Source organism: Noviherbaspirillum sp. UKPF54 (genome assembly GCF_007874125.1).
Lineage (GTDB): Bacteria > Pseudomonadota > Gammaproteobacteria > Burkholderiales > Burkholderiaceae_D > Noviherbaspirillum.
The window spans coordinates 1,338,219-1,354,863 of the sequence record NZ_CP040128.1 but is presented as its reverse complement, the minus strand read 5'-3'; the positions used below and the strand labels follow the sequence as shown (position 1 = coordinate 1,354,863).

At 57.7% G+C, this 16,645-nt stretch carries 15 protein-coding genes; 2 read left to right on the top strand and 13 right to left on the bottom strand.

The window, feature by feature from the left end; translation table 11 throughout:
* Window positions 1–3: 3 nt before the first annotated feature.
* The 13 genes from lpxA to rpsB all read right to left on the bottom strand — a co-directional run bounded on the left by lpxA (window position 4) and on the right by rpsB (window position 12,977).
* Window positions 4–792, bottom strand: a complete 789-nt coding sequence (gene lpxA / locus FAY22_RS06350; RefSeq protein ID WP_146329434.1) for an acyl-ACP--UDP-N-acetylglucosamine O-acyltransferase — start codon at window positions 790–792, stop codon at window positions 4–6.
* Window positions 792–1,262, bottom strand: a complete 471-nt coding sequence (gene fabZ, locus FAY22_RS06345; protein WP_146329433.1) for a 3-hydroxyacyl-ACP dehydratase FabZ — start codon at window positions 1,260–1,262, stop codon at window positions 792–794. The genes lpxA and fabZ overlap by 1 nt, the downstream gene beginning before the upstream one ends.
* Entirely contained in the window at window positions 1,262–2,311 is a 1,050-nt protein-coding gene (lpxD, locus tag FAY22_RS06340; protein ID WP_146329432.1) for a UDP-3-O-(3-hydroxymyristoyl)glucosamine N-acyltransferase, read from the bottom strand. Before lpxD ends, fabZ begins: the two co-directional genes overlap by 1 nt.
* Window positions 2,312–2,328: 17 nt before the next feature.
* The gene (locus FAY22_RS06335) at window positions 2,329–2,853 is read right to left on the bottom strand and encodes an OmpH family outer membrane protein (RefSeq protein WP_146329431.1); all 525 of its coding nucleotides are present in this window, start codon (window positions 2,851–2,853) and stop codon (window positions 2,329–2,331) included.
* A gap of 32 nt (window positions 2,854–2,885) precedes the next feature.
* The gene (bamA, locus tag FAY22_RS06330; RefSeq protein ID WP_146329430.1) at window positions 2,886–5,225 is read right to left on the bottom strand and encodes an outer membrane protein assembly factor BamA; all 2,340 of its coding nucleotides are present in this window, start codon (window positions 5,223–5,225) and stop codon (window positions 2,886–2,888) included.
* Window positions 5,226–5,278: 53 nt separating this feature from the next.
* Window positions 5,279–6,646: an RIP metalloprotease RseP gene (rseP, locus tag FAY22_RS06325; protein WP_146329429.1), complete on the bottom strand. Its 1,368-nt coding sequence runs from the start codon at window positions 6,644–6,646 to the stop codon at window positions 5,279–5,281.
* 11 nt (window positions 6,647–6,657) lie between these two features.
* Window positions 6,658–7,827 carry a 1-deoxy-D-xylulose-5-phosphate reductoisomerase gene (ispC, locus tag FAY22_RS06320; RefSeq protein WP_146329428.1) on the bottom strand — a complete coding sequence of 390 codons (1,170 nt, stop codon included), beginning with the start codon at window positions 7,825–7,827 and terminating at the stop codon, window positions 6,658–6,660.
* Window positions 7,828–7,849: 22 nt separating this feature from the next.
* Window positions 7,850–8,668 carry a phosphatidate cytidylyltransferase gene (locus tag FAY22_RS06315; protein ID WP_146329427.1) on the bottom strand — a complete coding sequence of 273 codons (819 nt, stop codon included), beginning with the start codon at window positions 8,666–8,668 and terminating at the stop codon, window positions 7,850–7,852.
* Window positions 8,668–9,426 carry a polyprenyl diphosphate synthase gene (gene uppS / locus FAY22_RS06310; RefSeq protein ID WP_146329426.1) on the bottom strand — a complete coding sequence of 253 codons (759 nt, stop codon included), beginning with the start codon at window positions 9,424–9,426 and terminating at the stop codon, window positions 8,668–8,670. Before uppS ends, FAY22_RS06315 begins: the two co-directional genes overlap by 1 nt.
* Before the next feature lie 182 nt (window positions 9,427–9,608).
* Window positions 9,609–10,169 (bottom strand): ribosome recycling factor, encoded by a 561-nt coding sequence (gene frr / locus FAY22_RS06305; RefSeq protein ID WP_146329425.1) that lies wholly within the window; start codon window positions 10,167–10,169, stop codon window positions 9,609–9,611.
* 24 nt (window positions 10,170–10,193) lie between these two features.
* Window positions 10,194–10,910 carry a UMP kinase gene (gene pyrH, locus FAY22_RS06300; RefSeq protein ID WP_146329424.1) on the bottom strand — a complete coding sequence of 239 codons (717 nt, stop codon included), beginning with the start codon at window positions 10,908–10,910 and terminating at the stop codon, window positions 10,194–10,196.
* Between the two features lie 308 nt (window positions 10,911–11,218).
* Complete coding sequence (tsf, locus tag FAY22_RS06295; RefSeq protein ID WP_146329423.1) at window positions 11,219–12,100, bottom strand: translation elongation factor Ts; 882 nt, start codon at window positions 12,098–12,100, stop codon at window positions 11,219–11,221.
* A gap of 127 nt (window positions 12,101–12,227) precedes the next feature.
* A complete protein-coding gene (gene rpsB / locus FAY22_RS06290) occupies window positions 12,228–12,977 on the bottom strand; it encodes a 30S ribosomal protein S2 (protein ID WP_146329422.1) in 750 nt (249 codons plus the stop codon).
* Window positions 12,978–13,229: 252 nt separating this feature from the next.
* On the opposite strand from rpsB, the gene map reads away from it, so the two are divergent.
* Window positions 13,230–14,060, top strand: a complete 831-nt coding sequence (gene map, locus FAY22_RS06285) for a type I methionyl aminopeptidase (RefSeq protein ID WP_146329421.1) — start codon at window positions 13,230–13,232, stop codon at window positions 14,058–14,060.
* Window positions 14,061–14,062: 2 nt separating this feature from the next.
* Complete coding sequence (locus FAY22_RS06280) at window positions 14,063–16,615, top strand: [protein-PII] uridylyltransferase (protein WP_146329420.1); 2,553 nt, start codon at window positions 14,063–14,065, stop codon at window positions 16,613–16,615.
* The last annotated feature ends 30 nt before the right edge of the window (window positions 16,616–16,645 follow it).

Genomic DNA, 16,645 nt, shown 5'->3' with positions numbered 1-16,645 from the left:
AGCTCAGCGGATGATGCCACGGCTGCTATTTTCCACGAACTCGCGCAACATGCGGATCGATTCAGCCGCTGCAGGTGACTTGATTTCTTCCTGCGCCAGCGCCGACTTGGCATCGTCCAACGACAATCCGGCCCTGTATACCAGCTTGTAGGCGCGTTTGATGGCGGCGATCTGTTCTGGTGTGAAACCGCGGCGCTTCAGTCCTTCGGAATTGATCCCCGCAGGTACGGCACGGTTGCCTGCGGCCGTCACAAATGGCGGAACGTCCTGGCTCACGGCGGCGGTAAAGGCGGTCATTGCATGGGCGCCGACATGGCAGAACTGATGAATGGTCGTAAACCCGCCCAAAAACACCCAGTCGGCCAGATGCACATGGCCAGCAAGCGTCACGTTGTTCGCCAAAATAATATTGCTGCCGAGCTGGCAATCATGCGCGACATGGACGTACGCCATGATCCAGTTATCGCTGGCGATGCGCGTTGCCCCGGCATCCTGCGCCGTGCCGAGGTTGAAGGTGCAGAATTCGCGGATCGTGTTGCGGTCGCCGATCTCCAGCAGGGTCGGCTCGCCCTTGTATTTCTTGTCCTGAGGCGCCGCGCCGATCGACGAAAACTGGAAGAAAGTATTGTCGCAGCCGATCGTCGTATGTCCCTCGATCACCACGTGCGGCCCCACCTTGGTCCGGGCGCCGATCTTGACGTTCGGCCCGACAATCGAATACGCGCCGATCTCGACCGAATCGTCGAGTTCCGCCTTCGGGTCGACGATGGCGGTCGGATGAATGTTGGCCATTACTGCCCCGCCGGCTGGCTGGCGTCGGTTGCGCTACGCATGGTGCACATCAGTTCGGCTTCCACCGCTGTCTGGCCGTCGACCGTCGCCACCGCCTTGTATTTCCAGATACCGCGCGACTGGCGCAGGATCTCGACTTGCATCTTCAATTGATCACCCGGCTCGACCGGACGCTTGAAGCGGGCGCCGTCGATGCCGACGAAATACACCACGCTGTTCTCGTCCGGCTTCTGCCCCATTGTCAGGAAGGACAGCAAAGCAGCCGTCTGCGCCATCGCCTCGATCATCAATACGCCTGGCATGACTGGCTTGTGCGGGAAATGCCCGTTGAAAAATTCCTCATTCACCGTGACGTTCTTGATCGCAGTAATCGATTTTCCGGATTCCCATTCCAGTACGCGATCGACCAGCAACAACGGATAACGATGCGGCAAATATTCTTTGATTTGATTTATATCGAGAGTTTTCATTACTTTTTTTCGATGAGCGATTTGATTGTTTTTTCCAGCTCGCGGATTTTCTCACGCATTGATCCCAGATTGCGTACGATCGCGGCCGATTTTTCCCATTCCGCGTTCTTGGCAAGCGGATAGAAGCCGGTGTATTGCCCGGGTTCCATGATCGAGCGCGACACCATGCTGCCCGACGAAATATGGACGTTGTCCACAATCGTCAAATGGCCGAGCACCATCGCGGCGCCGCCGAACGTGCAATATTTCCCGATCCGGGCGCTACCGGCGACACCGACGCAACCCGCCATCGCGGTATGCGCGCCGATATGGCAGTTATGGCCAATCTGGATCTGATTGTCGAGCTTGACGCCATCTTCGATCACGGTATCGGCCAGCGCGCCGCGATCGATCGTGGTGTTGGCGCCGATCTCCACGTCATCGCCGATCACCACACGTCCGGTTTGCGGGATCTTGATCCAGGCGCCCTTTTCATTGGCAAATCCGAATCCGTCCGCACCGATCACAGCGCCCGAATGAATGATGCCGCGCTCGCCGATCTCGCAGCCGGCGTGGAACGTGACATTGGCGAAAAAATGCGTGTCGGCGCCGATTTGCGCATTGCGTCCGACAAAACACCCCGCATCGATCACTGCCCGGTCGCCGATGACGGCGCCAGCCTCGATCGTGACTTGGGGGCCAACGTACGCTTCCGCCGACACTTTCGCATCCGGATGCACGCTGGCTCGCGGATCGATGCCGGGCACGAGCGGTACGGCGCTTTGCTCCGCGAACAACTGTGCCGTGCGCGCAAAATACGCGTATGGATTATCCGTGACGATACGCGCGCCTTGGTACGTCGCGCTGATAGCCGCATCGTCGGCCGCCGACAGAATCAGCGCCGCAGCCTTGGTTTGCGCCGCTTGCGCGCGCAGCCTGGGATTGGAAAGAAATGTGATGTGGGACGCGTTTGCGTCATCCAGCGGAGCGATGCCAAATACTTCTATATCGGCATCGCCTATCAGTTGGCCTCCCAAGCGTTCGACCAATTTTCCCAGCCGATTGCTCATCGTGGCCTTCCTTTGGGTTATTTGTTGAGCGCCTTCAGAACCTTGTCGGTGATATCGATGCGCGGGCTGGCGTAGACCGCTTCCTGGAACACGATATCGTACTTTTCCGTTTCGGCGATCTGCTTGATCACCTTGTTGGTTTTTTCCAAGACCGTGGCGAGTTCCTCATTGCGGCGCTGATTCAGATCTTCGCGGAATTCGCGCTGTTTGCGCTGGAAATCCTTGTCCAGGTCGGCCAAGTCGCGCTGGCGCCTGACCCGGTCGGAATCGGACAACACGGCGGCATCCTTGTCCAGCTTTTCCGACATGCCTTTCAGCCGTGCCGCCATGTCCTGCAATTCTTTATCGCGTCGCGAGAATTCCTGCTCGATTTTGGCCTGCGCAGCCTTGGCTGGTGCCGCCTCCCGGAAAATCCGCTCGGTGCTGACGAATCCGATCCTGGATTCCTGCGCCTGCACATTGCTCAAGGGGAGCATGCACAATGCAAGCAACGCCATAAGCCGAGAGGGGGTCGATATTTTAGTGAAAGACTTCAAGGTCATTCTCCGCAAATCAAATTGCAATTATGCCATTATTAGAAACCGGTACCTAATTGGAACTGGAATGACTGCTTCCTGTCTTCCGGCTTCGCATTCAAGGGCTTGCCATAACTGAGCTTCAGCGGACCAATCGGCGAGACCCAACTGATGCCGATACCAGCCGAATAGCGCAGTTCAGATACCTGGATTTTCTCCCCCTCGCCGAACACGTTGCCGCCGTCCAGATAAGTGAACCAGCGCAGGGTACGGTCGTTGCCGGAACCAGGGAACGGGAACTGCAGTTCCGCGTTCGCGATGATACGCGAGGTGCCGCCTAGAGGGTCGCCGTTGGAAGCGCGCGGGCCGAGCGACGAGCCTTCGTAGCCGCGTACCGAGCCAATCCCGCCGGCATAGAAATTCTTGAAGATCGGGTACGGCTTGCCGCCGAAACCATGACCATAATCCAGTTCGCCATTCAATGCCAGCGTAATGGTACGGAACAAGGGCTTGAAGTACTGGTGCTGATAAATTGCGCGGTAATACTTCAGCGTTCCGACTGGCGCAATCTCGAAGTTGGCGCGCTGATAGCGCCCCACCGACGGTACAAGTGCGCTGTCGCGGCTGTCGCGTTGCCAAGCCACAGTCAACGGGAAGCTGGTAGTGTCGGCGTTGGTGCCATCGCCGAAGTCGGTTACGTATTGCTTGTACAGTTGCGGACTGTCATTGTGGTCGGGGACGCCGGTAAAGGTTTCCACCCGTGTCTTTTCCACGCCGAGTCCGAAAAACACTGTATCCACTTCCGAGAATGGCACGCCGAACCTGATATTGCCGCCCGTGGTGCGGACGATATAATCGCCGGTATTTACTTCCGGCGGACGCGTGGTGCGCAGGAAGAGTTCATAACTGCGGCTGACACCATCATCCGTAAAGTAAGGATTGGTCTGCGACACCGCAATGGTCCGGTTGCGATGGCTGGTATTGACGTCGATGCCGAGCGTATTGCCGCTGCCGAAGGCATTGGCCTGCTGGATCGAACCTGTCAGTGTCAATTTGTCGCTGCTCGAAAAGCCTGCGCCGAGCAGGATATTTCCGGTCGGCTTCTCGGCAACCGTCATGTTGACATCGACCTGGTCAGTCGTGCCCGGGACCTCCGGCGTTTCGATATTCACTTCCTTGAAATAGCCGAGGCGGTCAACACGGTCACGCGACAGCCTGATCTTTTCGCCGTCGTACCACGAATCCTCGAATTGCCGGAATTCGCGGCGAATCACTTCGTCGCGCGTCTTGGTATTGCCGGCGATACTGATGCGCCGCACATAGACACGCTTGCCCGGGTCGATCAGCACCGTGAAGCCGACTTCCTTCTTTTCGCGGTTGATTTCCGGATTTGCGTTGACGTTCGCGAATGCGTAACCGAAGTTACCCATACGTTCGGAAATCTTCTTCACGCTTTCAGCGAGTTTCTCACCGGAATAGACGTCGCCCTTTTTCAGCTCCACCAGCGACTTCAGCTCCTGCTCCCGCCCAAACATCTCGCCTTCCAGCTTGACGTCGCCGACGGTGAACTTGTCACCTTCGTTGATGTTGATCGTGATGTAGATGTCTTTCTTGTCCGGCGTAATCGACACCTGGGTCGATTCCACCTGCATCTCGAGGTAACCGCGGTTCAGATAGAAGGAACGCAAGGTCTCGATATCGCCGGTGAGCTTTTGCTTGGAGTACTGGTCCGCCTTGGTATACCAAGTGAACCAACCTGGCGTCCTGAGGTTCAGCAGGCCGCGCAGCTCGCTGTCGGAAAAAGCCTTGTTGCCGACAATATTGATCTGCTTGATGCGGGAAACCTCGCCTTCGTCAACGACAAAGTTGATATTCACGCGGTTGCGCTCGACCGGTGTCACGGTAGTCGTGATTTGCACCCCGTACAGGCCGCGTGACAGGTATTGCCGCTTGAGTTCCTGCTCGGCGCGATCGAGCAGCGCCTTGTCGAAAATGCGCGACTCGCCAAGACCGATTTCCTTGAGCGCCTTGGTCAGTTGATCCTTGTCGAATTCCTTCACACCAGAAAAATCGACGGCGGCAATTGCGGGCCGCTCTTCCACCGACACCACCAGCACGTCGCCCTCGACCTCGATGCGCACGTCCTTGAAAAAGCCGGTCGCATACAGCGCCTTGATCGCGGCAGCCCCTTTTTCGTCGGTATAGACTTCACCGACCCGCACCGGCAGATAGCTGAAAATAGTCCCTGCTTCGGTGCGCTGGATTCCCTCTACGCGAATATCCTTGACGGTGAACGGTTCCACAGCCAGCGCATGGCCTGTGCAAAGAGTGAAGGCGGCAATGGCGATTAAGCGACGGGCAAAAAAAGGCTGTGAAAAACGCTCGGAATGTAATTTCATCGGTTCTTTATTATCAATATTCTTGCCGGGCGAGCCGCGCGATTGGCGCGGTTTCAGGACATGAGTCGGATGATGTCGTTAAAGACAGCGACAGCCATCAATGTCATCAGGATGCCCACCCCGGCACGCTGGGCCAGTTCACCAAACCGCTCGGGTATGGCTCGGCCAGTCAAAACTTCCAGCGCATAATACAGTAAAAGCCCCCCGTCTAAAACCGGGATGGGCAGCAGGTTCATGACCCCCAGGCTGATACTGATGAACGCAATGAAGCTGAGATAGCTGATCATGCCGATGCGAGCCGTCTGCCCCGCATAATCCGCAATCGTGATTGGCCCGGTGACGTTCCTCCAAGAAACTTCACCAACGAGCATTTTACCAAGCATCTTGATAGTGAGCGTGCTGGTTTCCCAGGTTTTCTTGACGGCTTTTCCAACGGCGACCAATGGCGAATCACTGGCAATCGTCATTTCTGGTGCGAGCGGCACCTCCGTCCCGATACGACCAAGCACCTGATTACCCTTGCTGTACGACTCCGGCGTCACGTCAAGGCTGAATTCCCGTCCATTGCGCAATCCGTGAATGCGCAACGGCTTCCCCGGCGACGCCCTGACCAGCTCCACAAATGCGAGCCCATCGGCGACCGCACCACCGTTGACGTCGAGGATCAGATCTCCCTCTTTCAAGCCGGCTCGCATCGCCGGGCCATCCTCAATGATCCTGCCCAGCACGGGACGTGGCCGGGCCAGATCCATGCCGAGCTTTCCGAGGAAGTCGCCTTCCAGATCGGAAGTGGAAAGGCTATTCAGGTCAAGGGTCTTCGTATCCAGCAAATCCCCCCCCGAAGGGCCGGGGTTCGGACGTTGCACATCCAGCCGTGCCTGCTTGCCTTCCAACGCCAGTTGCATCAGCTTCCAGCGCAAGTCGGACCAGAGCCGAATCGGTTCGCCATTGATGGCAGTAACCAATTCGCCCCCGCGCAATCCAGCCTGATACGCGGCTGAATTTTCGGGAACCGCACGCAGCCTTGCTGTCGGCTCTGGAATTCCATAACTGTACAGCCCTGCAAACAGCACGATCGCCAGCACAAAATTGGCGAGCGGCCCTGCCGCCACGATGGCGATGCGCTTCCATACCGATTGCCGTGTGAATTCACGCTTGAGCTCCTCAGGCGGCAGCTTCGCTAAATCCTGCTCGCGCGCATCGAGCATCTTGACGTAACCGCCGAAAGGAAGGATCGAAAGCGCCCACTCCGTCTGGTCGGAGCCAAGACGGCGCGAATAGACAATGCGCCCCATGCCGACCGAAAAACGCAGGACCTTGACGCCGCACCAGCGCGCCACCCAGTAATGCCCCAGCTCGTGCACGATGATCAGCACGCCGAGCGCGACGAAAAACGCGATCAGAGTCTGCAGCAGAGTCATGTTTTTAGCAGTTAGTGAATGAGCGCCTGGGCTGCCTGACGGGCGCGACGGTCTTGCTCAAGCAAGGTCCCGACATCTCCGGCTTCGCCATGCGGCACCCGATCCATGACTTGCGCGATCAGGCGGTCGATCGCACGGAAGCCGATCTTTCGATCCAGAAATGCTTCGACAGCCACTTCATTGGCTGCATTCAGTATAGCCGGCGCTGTGCCTCCCGCCAACAAGGCGTCATAGGCCAGCTTAAGACATGGAAAACGCTCGAAATCGGGCCGCTGGAAAACGAGCTGACCGACTTGCGCAAGGTCGAGCGCAGCAACGCCGGATTCGATTCGCTCGGGGTATGCGAGCGCATGTGCGATCGGGGTGCGCATGTCCGGATTGCCTAGTTGCGCGAGGACCGAGCCATCGACATAGGACACCATCGAATGGATCACGCTCTGCGGGTGAATCACCACCTCGATCTGTTCCGCCGCGGCGCCGAACAGCCAGTGCGCCTCGATGACTTCCAGCCCCTTGTTCATCATGGTGGCCGAGTCCACCGAAATTTTTCGCCCCATGACCCAGTTTGGATGGGCGACCGCCTCTTCAGGAGTAACGTTTTCCAAGGTGGCGACCGCGCGCGTGAGGAAAGGTCCGCCCGATGCAGTCAACAGCACCTTGGCGACCCCGTGCTGCGCCGGGGTACGGCGATATGCCTGGGGCAGACACTGAAAAATGGCATTATGCTCGCTGTCGATCGGCAGCAGTGTTGCACCGCTTTGTGCAACGGCGTCCATGAACAGGCGCCCGGACATGACCAATGCTTCCTTGTTGGCAAGCAATATCTTTTTCCCGGCGCGCGCCGCCGCCATAGTGGGCGCAAGCCCTGCGGCACCGACGATGGCGGCCATCACCACGTCGCATCCGGGAGCGCTCGCAACGGCACACAATGCTGCCTCTCCATATTCGACGACGGTGTTGACGCCTTTTTCCCGCAACAATACTGACAAAGCCTGGGCCGCCTCCGCAGAGCCGACGACGGCAACTTCAGGCCTGAAACGCTCGCACTGCGCGGCAAGTTCCTCCACGCGGCGTTGCGCCGTCAATGCATAGACGCGATATCGTTCCGGATGGCGCGCGAGCACATCCAGCGTGGAAACACCGATCGAACCTGTCGCGCCGAGTATCGTAATTTGCTGCATCCAGCCGCTACCTATCTCTATCCTAAAGCCATGAATCAATCAGGATCGCCAGCGGAAGCGTCGGTATCAGTGCGTCGATCCGGTCCAGCACGCCTCCATGCCCCGGCAACAGATTGCTGCTGTCCTTCATCGACACACGCCGCTTGAGCTGCGATTCAAACAAATCGCCAACGATACTGGCCGCGACCAGAAGCGTCATTACCGCGCCAAACCCGAGCCAGCCCCACTTCATCTGGACGCGAGCCGCGAATGTGTCAGCGAGTGCGGGAGCCAAGGTCGTCGCAGCGGCAATCACCAGCACAGCCAGCCATCCTCCGATCGCACCTTCCCAGGACTTGCCAGGCGAAATCGACGGCGCCAGCTTGTGTTTGCCAAATGCCTTGCCGGCAAAATAAGCGCCAATGTCCGCAACCCAAACGAGAGCCATCACGGAAAGCAGGTATTGTGGCGAATGCCGGAATAATGCCGCAATGGCGATAAAGCAGCCAAGAATCGCGATGCCGTATATCCCGTTCAGCAGCCGGTTGCCGACGCTTCCCGCCGCGGGCAAACCGACTGCGAGCGACGGCACCAGGCGCAGCGCCCATATTGCGGCGCACAAGCCGAACAGCAGGTTCGCACGGGACAAGTCCCCCTTGAATACGATGAAAACGAATGCCGCACTCCACAGTGCCGCACCAAGCAGGGGCTGCCGATTCTGGAACAAGCGAAAGCATTCCCAGGCTGCGGCGCCGAAAAAAACCGCGGCAACCAGAGAAAAGAAGACAAACGAATGGGAAAACAAGACCGACAGCAGTATCGCCAGCAAAATTACCGCCGTAATGACGCGTGTCTTGAGCATTACGAAGCCTTCTTCTGTTCGACCAGTTGCTCGCTGGTTCGACCAAAGCGGCGCTCTCGCTGCTGATAGGATGCAATGGCACGGTCAAGCGCCGTCGCATCGAAGTCCGGCCAAAAAGTATCGGTGAAGTGCAGCTCGGTATAGGCAAGCTGCCATAAAAGGAAGTTGGAAATACGCTCTTCCCCGCCAGTACGGATAAACAGGTCCGGTTCGGGCGCGTAGGCCATGGCCAGATATGGCGCCAACTGTTCCTCGCTGAAAGCAGTTTCACCCGGATGCGCGGCGACCATCTTGCCGACGGCCTGCATGATGTCCCAGCGGCCGCCGTAATTGGCGCAGACAGTGACCGTCAATCGGGTGTTATTGGCCGTGCGGCGCTCCGCATTGGCGATCAGTTCCTGCAACCGGGCATCAAAGCGACTGAGATCACCCACCACCTTCAAGCGAATATCGTTGGCATGCATTTTTGCCACTTCGCGCTCCAGTGCCGTGACAAACAAGCGCATCAGCAACGACACTTCCTCGGCAGGCCGGCGCCAGTTTTCAGAACTGAAGGCAAACAGCGTCAGATATTCGACGCCACGCGTCACGCAGGCTTCCACGATATTGCGTACCGCTTCAACCCCCTTGTGATGGCCGGCGACACGCGGAAGAAAGCGCCTGGTAGCCCAGCGTCCGTTACCATCCATGATGATGGCAATATGGCGCGGCACACCGGAAACAATAGGTACCGCTTGGGTTGAACTCTGATGCGTCATGAGAAGGCTGAAGCCAAAATGAAGTTATCGGGTGTATTGCGGTTTCCACCGCTGAAGCAACGCATACCTTATCACGCAAATGGCTTCTTCATGCGACCGGCCGTCGGCTACGGGAAAGCCCGCCAGCCCAGAACAGGCGTCGCTGAACTGCCGGATTGAGCGTATCGATCCGGCAGAGTCGATCAGACAGTCAGCAGCTCTTTCTCTTTTTCGGCAATCAGCTTATCCACTTCTGCCACAAACTTGTCCGTCAGCTTTTGCACGTCATCCTGGGCGCGTCGCTCGTCGTCTTCCGAGCAAGCCTTATCCTTCAACAGCTTCTTCAGCGCTTCGTTGGCATCACGGCGAATATTGCGGATCGCCACCTTCGAGTCCTCGCCTTCACCCTTCACCATCTTGACGATTTCCTTGCGACGCTCTTCAGTAAGCGGCGGTGTCGGCACACGAATCAGGTCGCCCTGGGTGGACGGATTCAGGCCGAGGTCAGATTCACGAATCGCCTTTTCAACCACCGCGACCATTTTCTTTTCCCACGGCTGAACGCCGATTGTGCGCGCATCGATCAGCGTGACATTCGCCACCTGGCTAATTTGCGTGGGCGTGCCGTAGTAGTCCACCTGAACATGATCGAGGATCCCCACATGGGCACGGCCGGTGCGCACCTTGGCAAGGTCCGCCTTCAGCGTCTCGATCGACTTGTGCATTTTTTGTTCAGCGTTTTTCTTGATCTCAATGACTGACATGCTGTTCTCCACAATGGCAATGAGTTATACGTGAACCAGAGTGCCCTCATCATCACCCATGATGACATTCTTCAGCGCGCCTGGTTTGACAATGGAAAACACCTTGATCGGCAGCTTCTGGTCGCGGCAGAGCGCAAACGCAGTCGCATCCATGACCTGCAAGTGCTTGGCGATCGCCTCATCGAAACTGATTGTCGAATAGCGCGTCGCGTTGCGGTCCTTGTTCGGGTCGGCGCTGTACACCCCGTCAACCTTGGTCGCCTTGAGAACGATCTCGGCTCCAATTTCGGACCCGCGCAAGGCAGCCGCAGTATCCGTTGTAAAGAACGGATTACCGGTGCCAGCCGCAAATATGACGATCTTACCCTCTTCCAGGTATTGCAGCGCCTTGGGACGCACATAGGGCTCGACTACTTGCTCAATAGCAATTGCAGACATCACCCGAGATGTCAGGCCGGCCTGACGCATCGCATCGGCGAGGGCCAGCGAATTCATTACGGTTGCCAGCATTCCCATATAGTCCGCGGTTGCGCGGTCCATGCCTTGAGCGCCCGGCGCAACGCCGCGAAAGATATTGCCGCCACCGATAACGATCGCCAGCTCCACACCCAGCTTCGCCACTTCGGCCACGTCCGCCACCATCCGCTCAATGGTAGAGCGATTGATGCCGTAAGCATCGTCACCCATCAGCGCTTCACCGGAGAGTTTGAGCAGGACGCGTTTATAAGCTGGTTTTGTCATTGGCTAGACTCCTAATAAAGGGCGATTCCAAAAGGGTAATCAGTTGTTGCCACCCTTCATCTCCCGCTAGCCTGCGTGCGGCTAAAGATTAGATGAAATCCGGCGTTACTGGTGCACTTAAATATTAATAAGCTGTAAGACAGTGCGTTTTAGCAATGATTTCCGAGCTTCTGCACGAGGAAATTGTATTGATTCCCGGCTTGCTCGCATCAGCTTGCCAAGCGACGCGTCTACATTCTTTTCCGTTACAAAATATTTCGGCGAAATTGATTCGCCTAGAAAAACGGGCCTTTCGGCCCGCTTTCCTTTTATGCCTGCTTGGCCGCCGCGACTTGCGCCGCGACTTCCGCAGCGAAGTCATCCTGCTTCTTCTCGATACCTTCGCCGACGACAAACATCGTGAATGATTTCACGGTTGTATTAGTCGCCTTCAACATTTGCTCGACCGTCTGCTTGTCGTTCTTCACGAACGGCTGATTCAGCAGCGACACTTCCTTCAGATACTTCTGCACCGAGCCCTCGACCATCTTGGCGACGATGTCGGCCGGCTTGCCAGATTCGGATGCCTTTTGCGCGGCGATCGAACGCTCTTTCTCGATCAGGTCTGCCGGCACTTCATTTGCCGACAATGCCACCGGCTTCATCGCAGCGATGTGCATTGCAACGTCCTTGCCCACCTGCTCGTCGGCGCCGTCGTATTCGACGAGCACACCGATGCGGGTGCCATGCAGGTAAGAAACCAGCTTGGAGCCGGTTTCATAACGTTTGAAGCGGCGGATCGACATGTTCTCGCCAATCTTGCCCACCAATGCAGCGCGCACTTCATCGAGCGTCTTGCCGTCGACCGGCAGCGCGGACAATGCTGCCACGTCGGCCGGATTCTTCTCGGCAGCCAGCTTCGCCGTGGTATTTGCGAGCGAGATGAACTCTTCGTTCTTGGTCACGAAGTCGGTTTCGCAATTAACCTCGACAATGGCACCAACGCCGCCGGCGATGTATGCAGCGACTACGCCTTCTGCGGTGATGCGGGAAGCCGCCTTGGAAGCCTTGCTACCCAGTTTGACGCGCAGGATCTCTTCGGCGCGCGCCATATCGCCTTCAGCTTCAGTCAATGCCTTCTTGCACTCCATCATCGGCGCGTCGGTTTTCGCGCGCAGTTCGCCTACCATTGCTGCGGTAATTGCCGCCATGTCTTTCTCCTAAATTCAGTGGGCGTCTCATCGGACGCATTCAATCAAAATACGTTCAAGTCGGCTAAAAAAAAGGGGCGAACAGCCGTTGCCCCTTCTTTAAAGCCCGACCTCGGGGCACAGGGCATTAAGCCTGTTCGTTGACCTCAACGAATTCGTCTGCGCCACCCTTGACTGCTTCCAGCACGTCGGCCGTTGCATTCGCACGGCCTTCCAGGATCGCGTCCGCCACGCCGCGCGCGTACAGAGTGATTGCCTTGGAAGAGTCGTCGTTGCCAGGAATAACGTAGGTAACGCCTTCCGGGGAGTGGTTGGTATCGACCACGCCGATCACCGGGATGCCCAGTTTGGCGGCTTCGGTAATCGCGCCCTTGTGGTAGCCGACGTCGATCACGAAAATCGCGTCCGGAATGCCGCCCATATCCTTGATGCCGCCGATGGACTTCTGCAGCTTTTCCATCTCGCGCTGGAACATCAGCGCTTCCTTCTTGCTCATCTTCTCGACGGATCCGTCTTCGATCGCAGCTTCCATGTCCTTCAGACGCTTGATGGAAGTCTTGATGGTCTTGAAGTTGGTCAGCATGCCGCCCAGCCAGCGCTGATCAACGTAAGGCATGCCGGCGCGCTGCGCTTCGGCCGCGACGATGTCACGTGCCTGGCGCTTGGTGCCGACGAACAGGATCGTACCGCGGTTGGCGGACAGTTGACGGATATACTTCATCGCCTCCTGGTACATGGCCAGAGTCTTTTCCAGGTTGACGATGTGAATCTTGTTGCGATGACCGAAGATGTACGGGGCCATCTTGGGGTTCCAGAAGCGGGTTTGGTGGCCGAAGTGGATACCGGCTTCCAGCATTTCGCGCATGGTAACGGACATAATTTCTCCAGGGTTAGGTCTTGAATCCGCTCAGTCACCCGACGATGTCGCCAGGCACCCTTTAAGAGCGGATTCGCGATTTGTGATCAAAGTTTCACTTGAATCCATTTCAAGCTAACCCGAGATTCTACTCCAAATCCCGGAAAAGATTCAAGACTGGAACGGGCTTTGCGTCAGCGAACTTGCGGCGCGTCGACTATAATTTTGGATTGACTCTTATTTACTGCACTTTTGTGCACATTCTGGATTGCCATGGCTTCAATCACTATCAAAAGCGAGGACGATATCAAGGGTATGCGGGTAGCCGGAAAACTGGCCGCCGAGGTACTCGACTTCATCGAACCGCATATCAAACCCGGCGTGACAACCGGCGAACTCGACCGTCTTTGCCATGAATACATGACCGATGTGCAGGGAACCATTCCGGCTCCGCTGAACTACTGCCCGCCCGGCTACACGCCGTATCCGAAAGCAATCTGCACCTCGGTCAACGACGTGGTCTGCCACGGCATCCCCGGCGACAAGGCGCTGAAAAACGGAGACGTCATCAACATCGACATTACGGTGATCAAGGACGGCTATCATGGCGACACCAGCCGCATGTTCTTCGTCGGAGAGCCGTCGATTCTCGCGCGCCGCCTGACGGAAGTCACTTTCGAGTGCATGTGGATCGGGATTTCCAAGATCAAGCCGGGCGCGCACTTGGGCGACATCGGCTACGCGATCCAGCAGCATGCGGAAAAGGCCGGCTACAGCGTAGTGCGCGAATTTTGCGGCCACGGCATCGGCAAGGTGTTTCACGAAGAGCCGCAGGTGCTGCATTACGGCCGCCCCGGCACACTGGAAGAACTGGTTCCCGGCATGATTTTCACGGTGGAGCCGATGATCAATGCCGGACGCCGCGAAATCCGCGAAATGGGCGACGGCTGGACTATCAAGACCAAGGACCGCAGCCTGTCCGCGCAATGGGAACATACCGTGCTGGTGACGGAAACCGGCTATGAAGTGTTGACGGTGTCGCCCGGCATGCCGGCCCCGCCTGCCTTCATCACGCTGCCCAAGACACAGACGGTAGCGGCCTGACGATGGCGTCTTTTGCATTGACGCTCAAAGAGCAACTGAAGACCGAGCGCCAAGCAGCCATCGCCGACTTCCAGGCCGACGGCAAGCCGGAAAAGCTACTCGCCAAATTGCGTCAGAACGTAGATGCCGCCTTGATCCAGGCCTGGCAGGCATTCGCGCTCCCGTCCAGCGCGGCTCTGGTCGCTGTTGGCGGCTACGGCCGCGGCGAATTGTTTCCCGGCTCCGATGTGGATGTGCTGATCCTGCTCGATTCGGCACCGGACGCCTCCCTCCAAGGCAAACTGGAAGAGCTGGTTCAACTGTTCTGGGATATCGGCCTGGAAATCGGACACAGCATCCGCACCATTGATGAATGCCTGATCGAATCCGCCGCCGATATCACTGTCCAGACGGCGCTGCTGGAGGCGCGCCTCGTGACCGGCAGCCGCAAGCTGTTCCAGTTCCTGCGCGACCGTTACAACGCCGCGATCAATCCGCAGGCTTTTTTCGAGGCCAAGACGCTTGAAATGCGCCAGCGGCACGCAAAATACGAAGACACCCCGTACAGCCTGGAACCGAATTGCAAGGAAAGCCCGGGCGGATTGCGTGACTTGCAAGTCATCCTGTGGGTCGCGAAGGCAGCCGGGCTGGGCGATTCATGGCGCAGGCTGGCAGAGCGCGGCCTGATCACGTCGACCGAAGCACGTCAGCTGATGCAGAAGGAACGCGCGTTCAAGGACATCCGCATCCGGCTGCACATCCATGCCGGGCGGCGCGAGGATCGGCTGGTATTCGATGTCCAGACGCCGATTGCGGAAAGTTTCGGATTCAAGACCACCGAAACCAGGCGCGCCAGTGAATACCTGATGCAGCACTACTACTGGGCCGCCAAGGCCGTTACCCAGCTCAATACCATCCTGCTGCAGAACATCGAAGCTCAGCTGTTCCCGCAAAATGGTTCGCCGCAGCCCATCAACGAGCGCTTCAACGAGATCAACGGACTGGTCGATATCGCGCGCGACGATACATTCGAAACGACGCCCTCTGCCATGCTGGAAGTGTTCCTGCTCATCGCGCAGCATTCCGAACTCAAAGGCATGACGGCCCGCACCCTGCGCGCCCTGTGGCATGCCCGCTTCAAGATCGACAGCCAGTTCCGCAGAGATCCAGCCAACCGGGCGCTGTTCCTGCGGATTCTGCAGGCGCCTCAGGGAATCACGCATGCCCTGCGCGGCATGAACCAGACCAGCATTCTCGGGCGATATCTGCCGAACTTCCGGCGCATCATCGGCCAGATGCAGCACGACCTGTTTCATGTCTACACGGTTGACCAGCATATCCTTATGGTGGTGCGCAATGTGCGCCGCTTTACCATGCCGGAACACGCGCATGAATACCCGTTCTGCAGTCAGCTGATGGCGAATTTCGCCCAGCCCTGGCTGCTGTACATCGCGGCGCTGTTCCACGATATCGCCAAGGGCCGCGGCGGCGACCACTCTCAACTTGGCATGGTCGACGCGCGCCGTTTTTGCAAGGAACACGGCCTGTCGAAGGACGATATGGATCTCGTGACCTTCCTAGTCGAGCATCACCTGTCGATGTCGCAAGTGGCGCAGAAGCAGGACTTGTCCGATCCGGATGTCATTCGCAATTTCGCCAATCTGGTGAAAAACGAGCGTCATCTCACCGCGCTGTATCTGCTGACGGTGGCCGATATCCGCGGCACCAGCCCAAAGGTATGGAACGCCTGGAAAGGCAAGCTGCTGGAAGACCTGTACCGGATGACGTTGCGGGTATTGGGCGGCGAGGATCCATCCACCGACCATGAACTGAAAAACCGCCAGGAAGCAGCGCTCAAGACCTTGCGACTGTATGGCTTGCCGGACGATGCGCACCAGCGGCTGTGGCAGCAACTGGATGTCGCCTACTTCCTGCGTCATGATGCAACGGATATCGCGTGGCAAACGCGCTGCCTCTATCACAAGACCGACAGCGAGCGCGCCGTCGTGAAATGCCGCCTCGCCCCGATCGGGGAAGGTGTGCAAGTGGCGGTCTACATCAAGGACCAGCCCGATCTGTTTGCGCGCATCTGCAGTTACTTCGACAAGAAGAATTTCAGCATCCTCGACGCGAAGATCCATACGACCAAGAATGGCTATGCGCTGGATACGTTCCTGGTGACAGAACCGGCCTTCGCGAACAATTATCGCGACATCATCAACCTGATCGAACATGAACTGACGCAGCTGCTCGAGTCGCAGGCGCCATTGCCTCCGCCGAGCAAGGGGCGCCTGTCGCGCCTGTCGCGCACCTTCCCGATCACGCCGACAGTCGACCTGCGGCCGGACGAGCGCGGCCAGTACTATCTGCTCTCCGTGTCGGCCAACGACCGCAATGGCTTGCTGTATTCGATCGCCAACTTGCTGGCGAAATACAAGGTCAATCTGCATACCGCGAAGATCATGACGCTGGGCGAGCGCGTGGAAGACGTCTTCCTGGTGGATGGCCCCGTCCTGAATAACGCGCGGTCCCAGATCCAGCTGGAGACCGAACTGCTGGAAGCGCTACGCGTTTAAATACCCGCTTTAAATACCCGCTCGCATTTT

What these genes read in the sequence shown, in the direction of transcription:
- lpxA (WP_146329434.1), bottom strand. Translation starts at nt 792, where the DNA reads ATGGCCAACATTCATCCGACCGCCATCGTCGACCCGAAGGCGGAACTC.
- fabZ (WP_146329433.1), bottom strand. Translation starts at nt 1,262, where the DNA reads ATGAAAACTCTCGATATAAATCAAATCAAAGAATATTTGCCGCATCGT.
- lpxD (WP_146329432.1), bottom strand. Translation starts at nt 2,311, where the DNA reads ATGAGCAATCGGCTGGGAAAATTGGTCGAACGCTTGGGAGGCCAACTG.
- FAY22_RS06335 (WP_146329431.1), bottom strand. Translation starts at nt 2,853, where the DNA reads ATGACCTTGAAGTCTTTCACTAAAATATCGACCCCCTCTCGGCTTATG.
- bamA (WP_146329430.1), bottom strand. Translation starts at nt 5,225, where the DNA reads ATGAAATTACATTCCGAGCGTTTTTCACAGCCTTTTTTTGCCCGTCGC.
- rseP (WP_146329429.1), bottom strand. Translation starts at nt 6,646, where the DNA reads ATGACTCTGCTGCAGACTCTGATCGCGTTTTTCGTCGCGCTCGGCGTG.
- ispC (WP_146329428.1), bottom strand. Translation starts at nt 7,827, where the DNA reads ATGCAGCAAATTACGATACTCGGCGCGACAGGTTCGATCGGTGTTTCC.
- FAY22_RS06315 (WP_146329427.1), bottom strand. Translation starts at nt 8,668, where the DNA reads ATGCTCAAGACACGCGTCATTACGGCGGTAATTTTGCTGGCGATACTG.
- uppS (WP_146329426.1), bottom strand. Translation starts at nt 9,426, where the DNA reads ATGACGCATCAGAGTTCAACCCAAGCGGTACCTATTGTTTCCGGTGTG.
- frr (WP_146329425.1), bottom strand. Translation starts at nt 10,169, where the DNA reads ATGTCAGTCATTGAGATCAAGAAAAACGCTGAACAAAAAATGCACAAG.
- pyrH (WP_146329424.1), bottom strand. Translation starts at nt 10,910, where the DNA reads ATGACAAAACCAGCTTATAAACGCGTCCTGCTCAAACTCTCCGGTGAA.
- tsf (WP_146329423.1), bottom strand. Translation starts at nt 12,100, where the DNA reads ATGGCGGCAATTACCGCAGCAATGGTAGGCGAACTGCGCGCGAAAACC.
- rpsB (WP_146329422.1), bottom strand. Translation starts at nt 12,977, where the DNA reads ATGTCCGTTACCATGCGCGAAATGCTGGAAGCCGGTATCCACTTCGGC.
- map (WP_146329421.1), top strand. Translation starts at nt 13,230, where the DNA reads ATGGCTTCAATCACTATCAAAAGCGAGGACGATATCAAGGGTATGCGG.
- FAY22_RS06280 (WP_146329420.1), top strand. Translation starts at nt 14,063, where the DNA reads ATGGCGTCTTTTGCATTGACGCTCAAAGAGCAACTGAAGACCGAGCGC.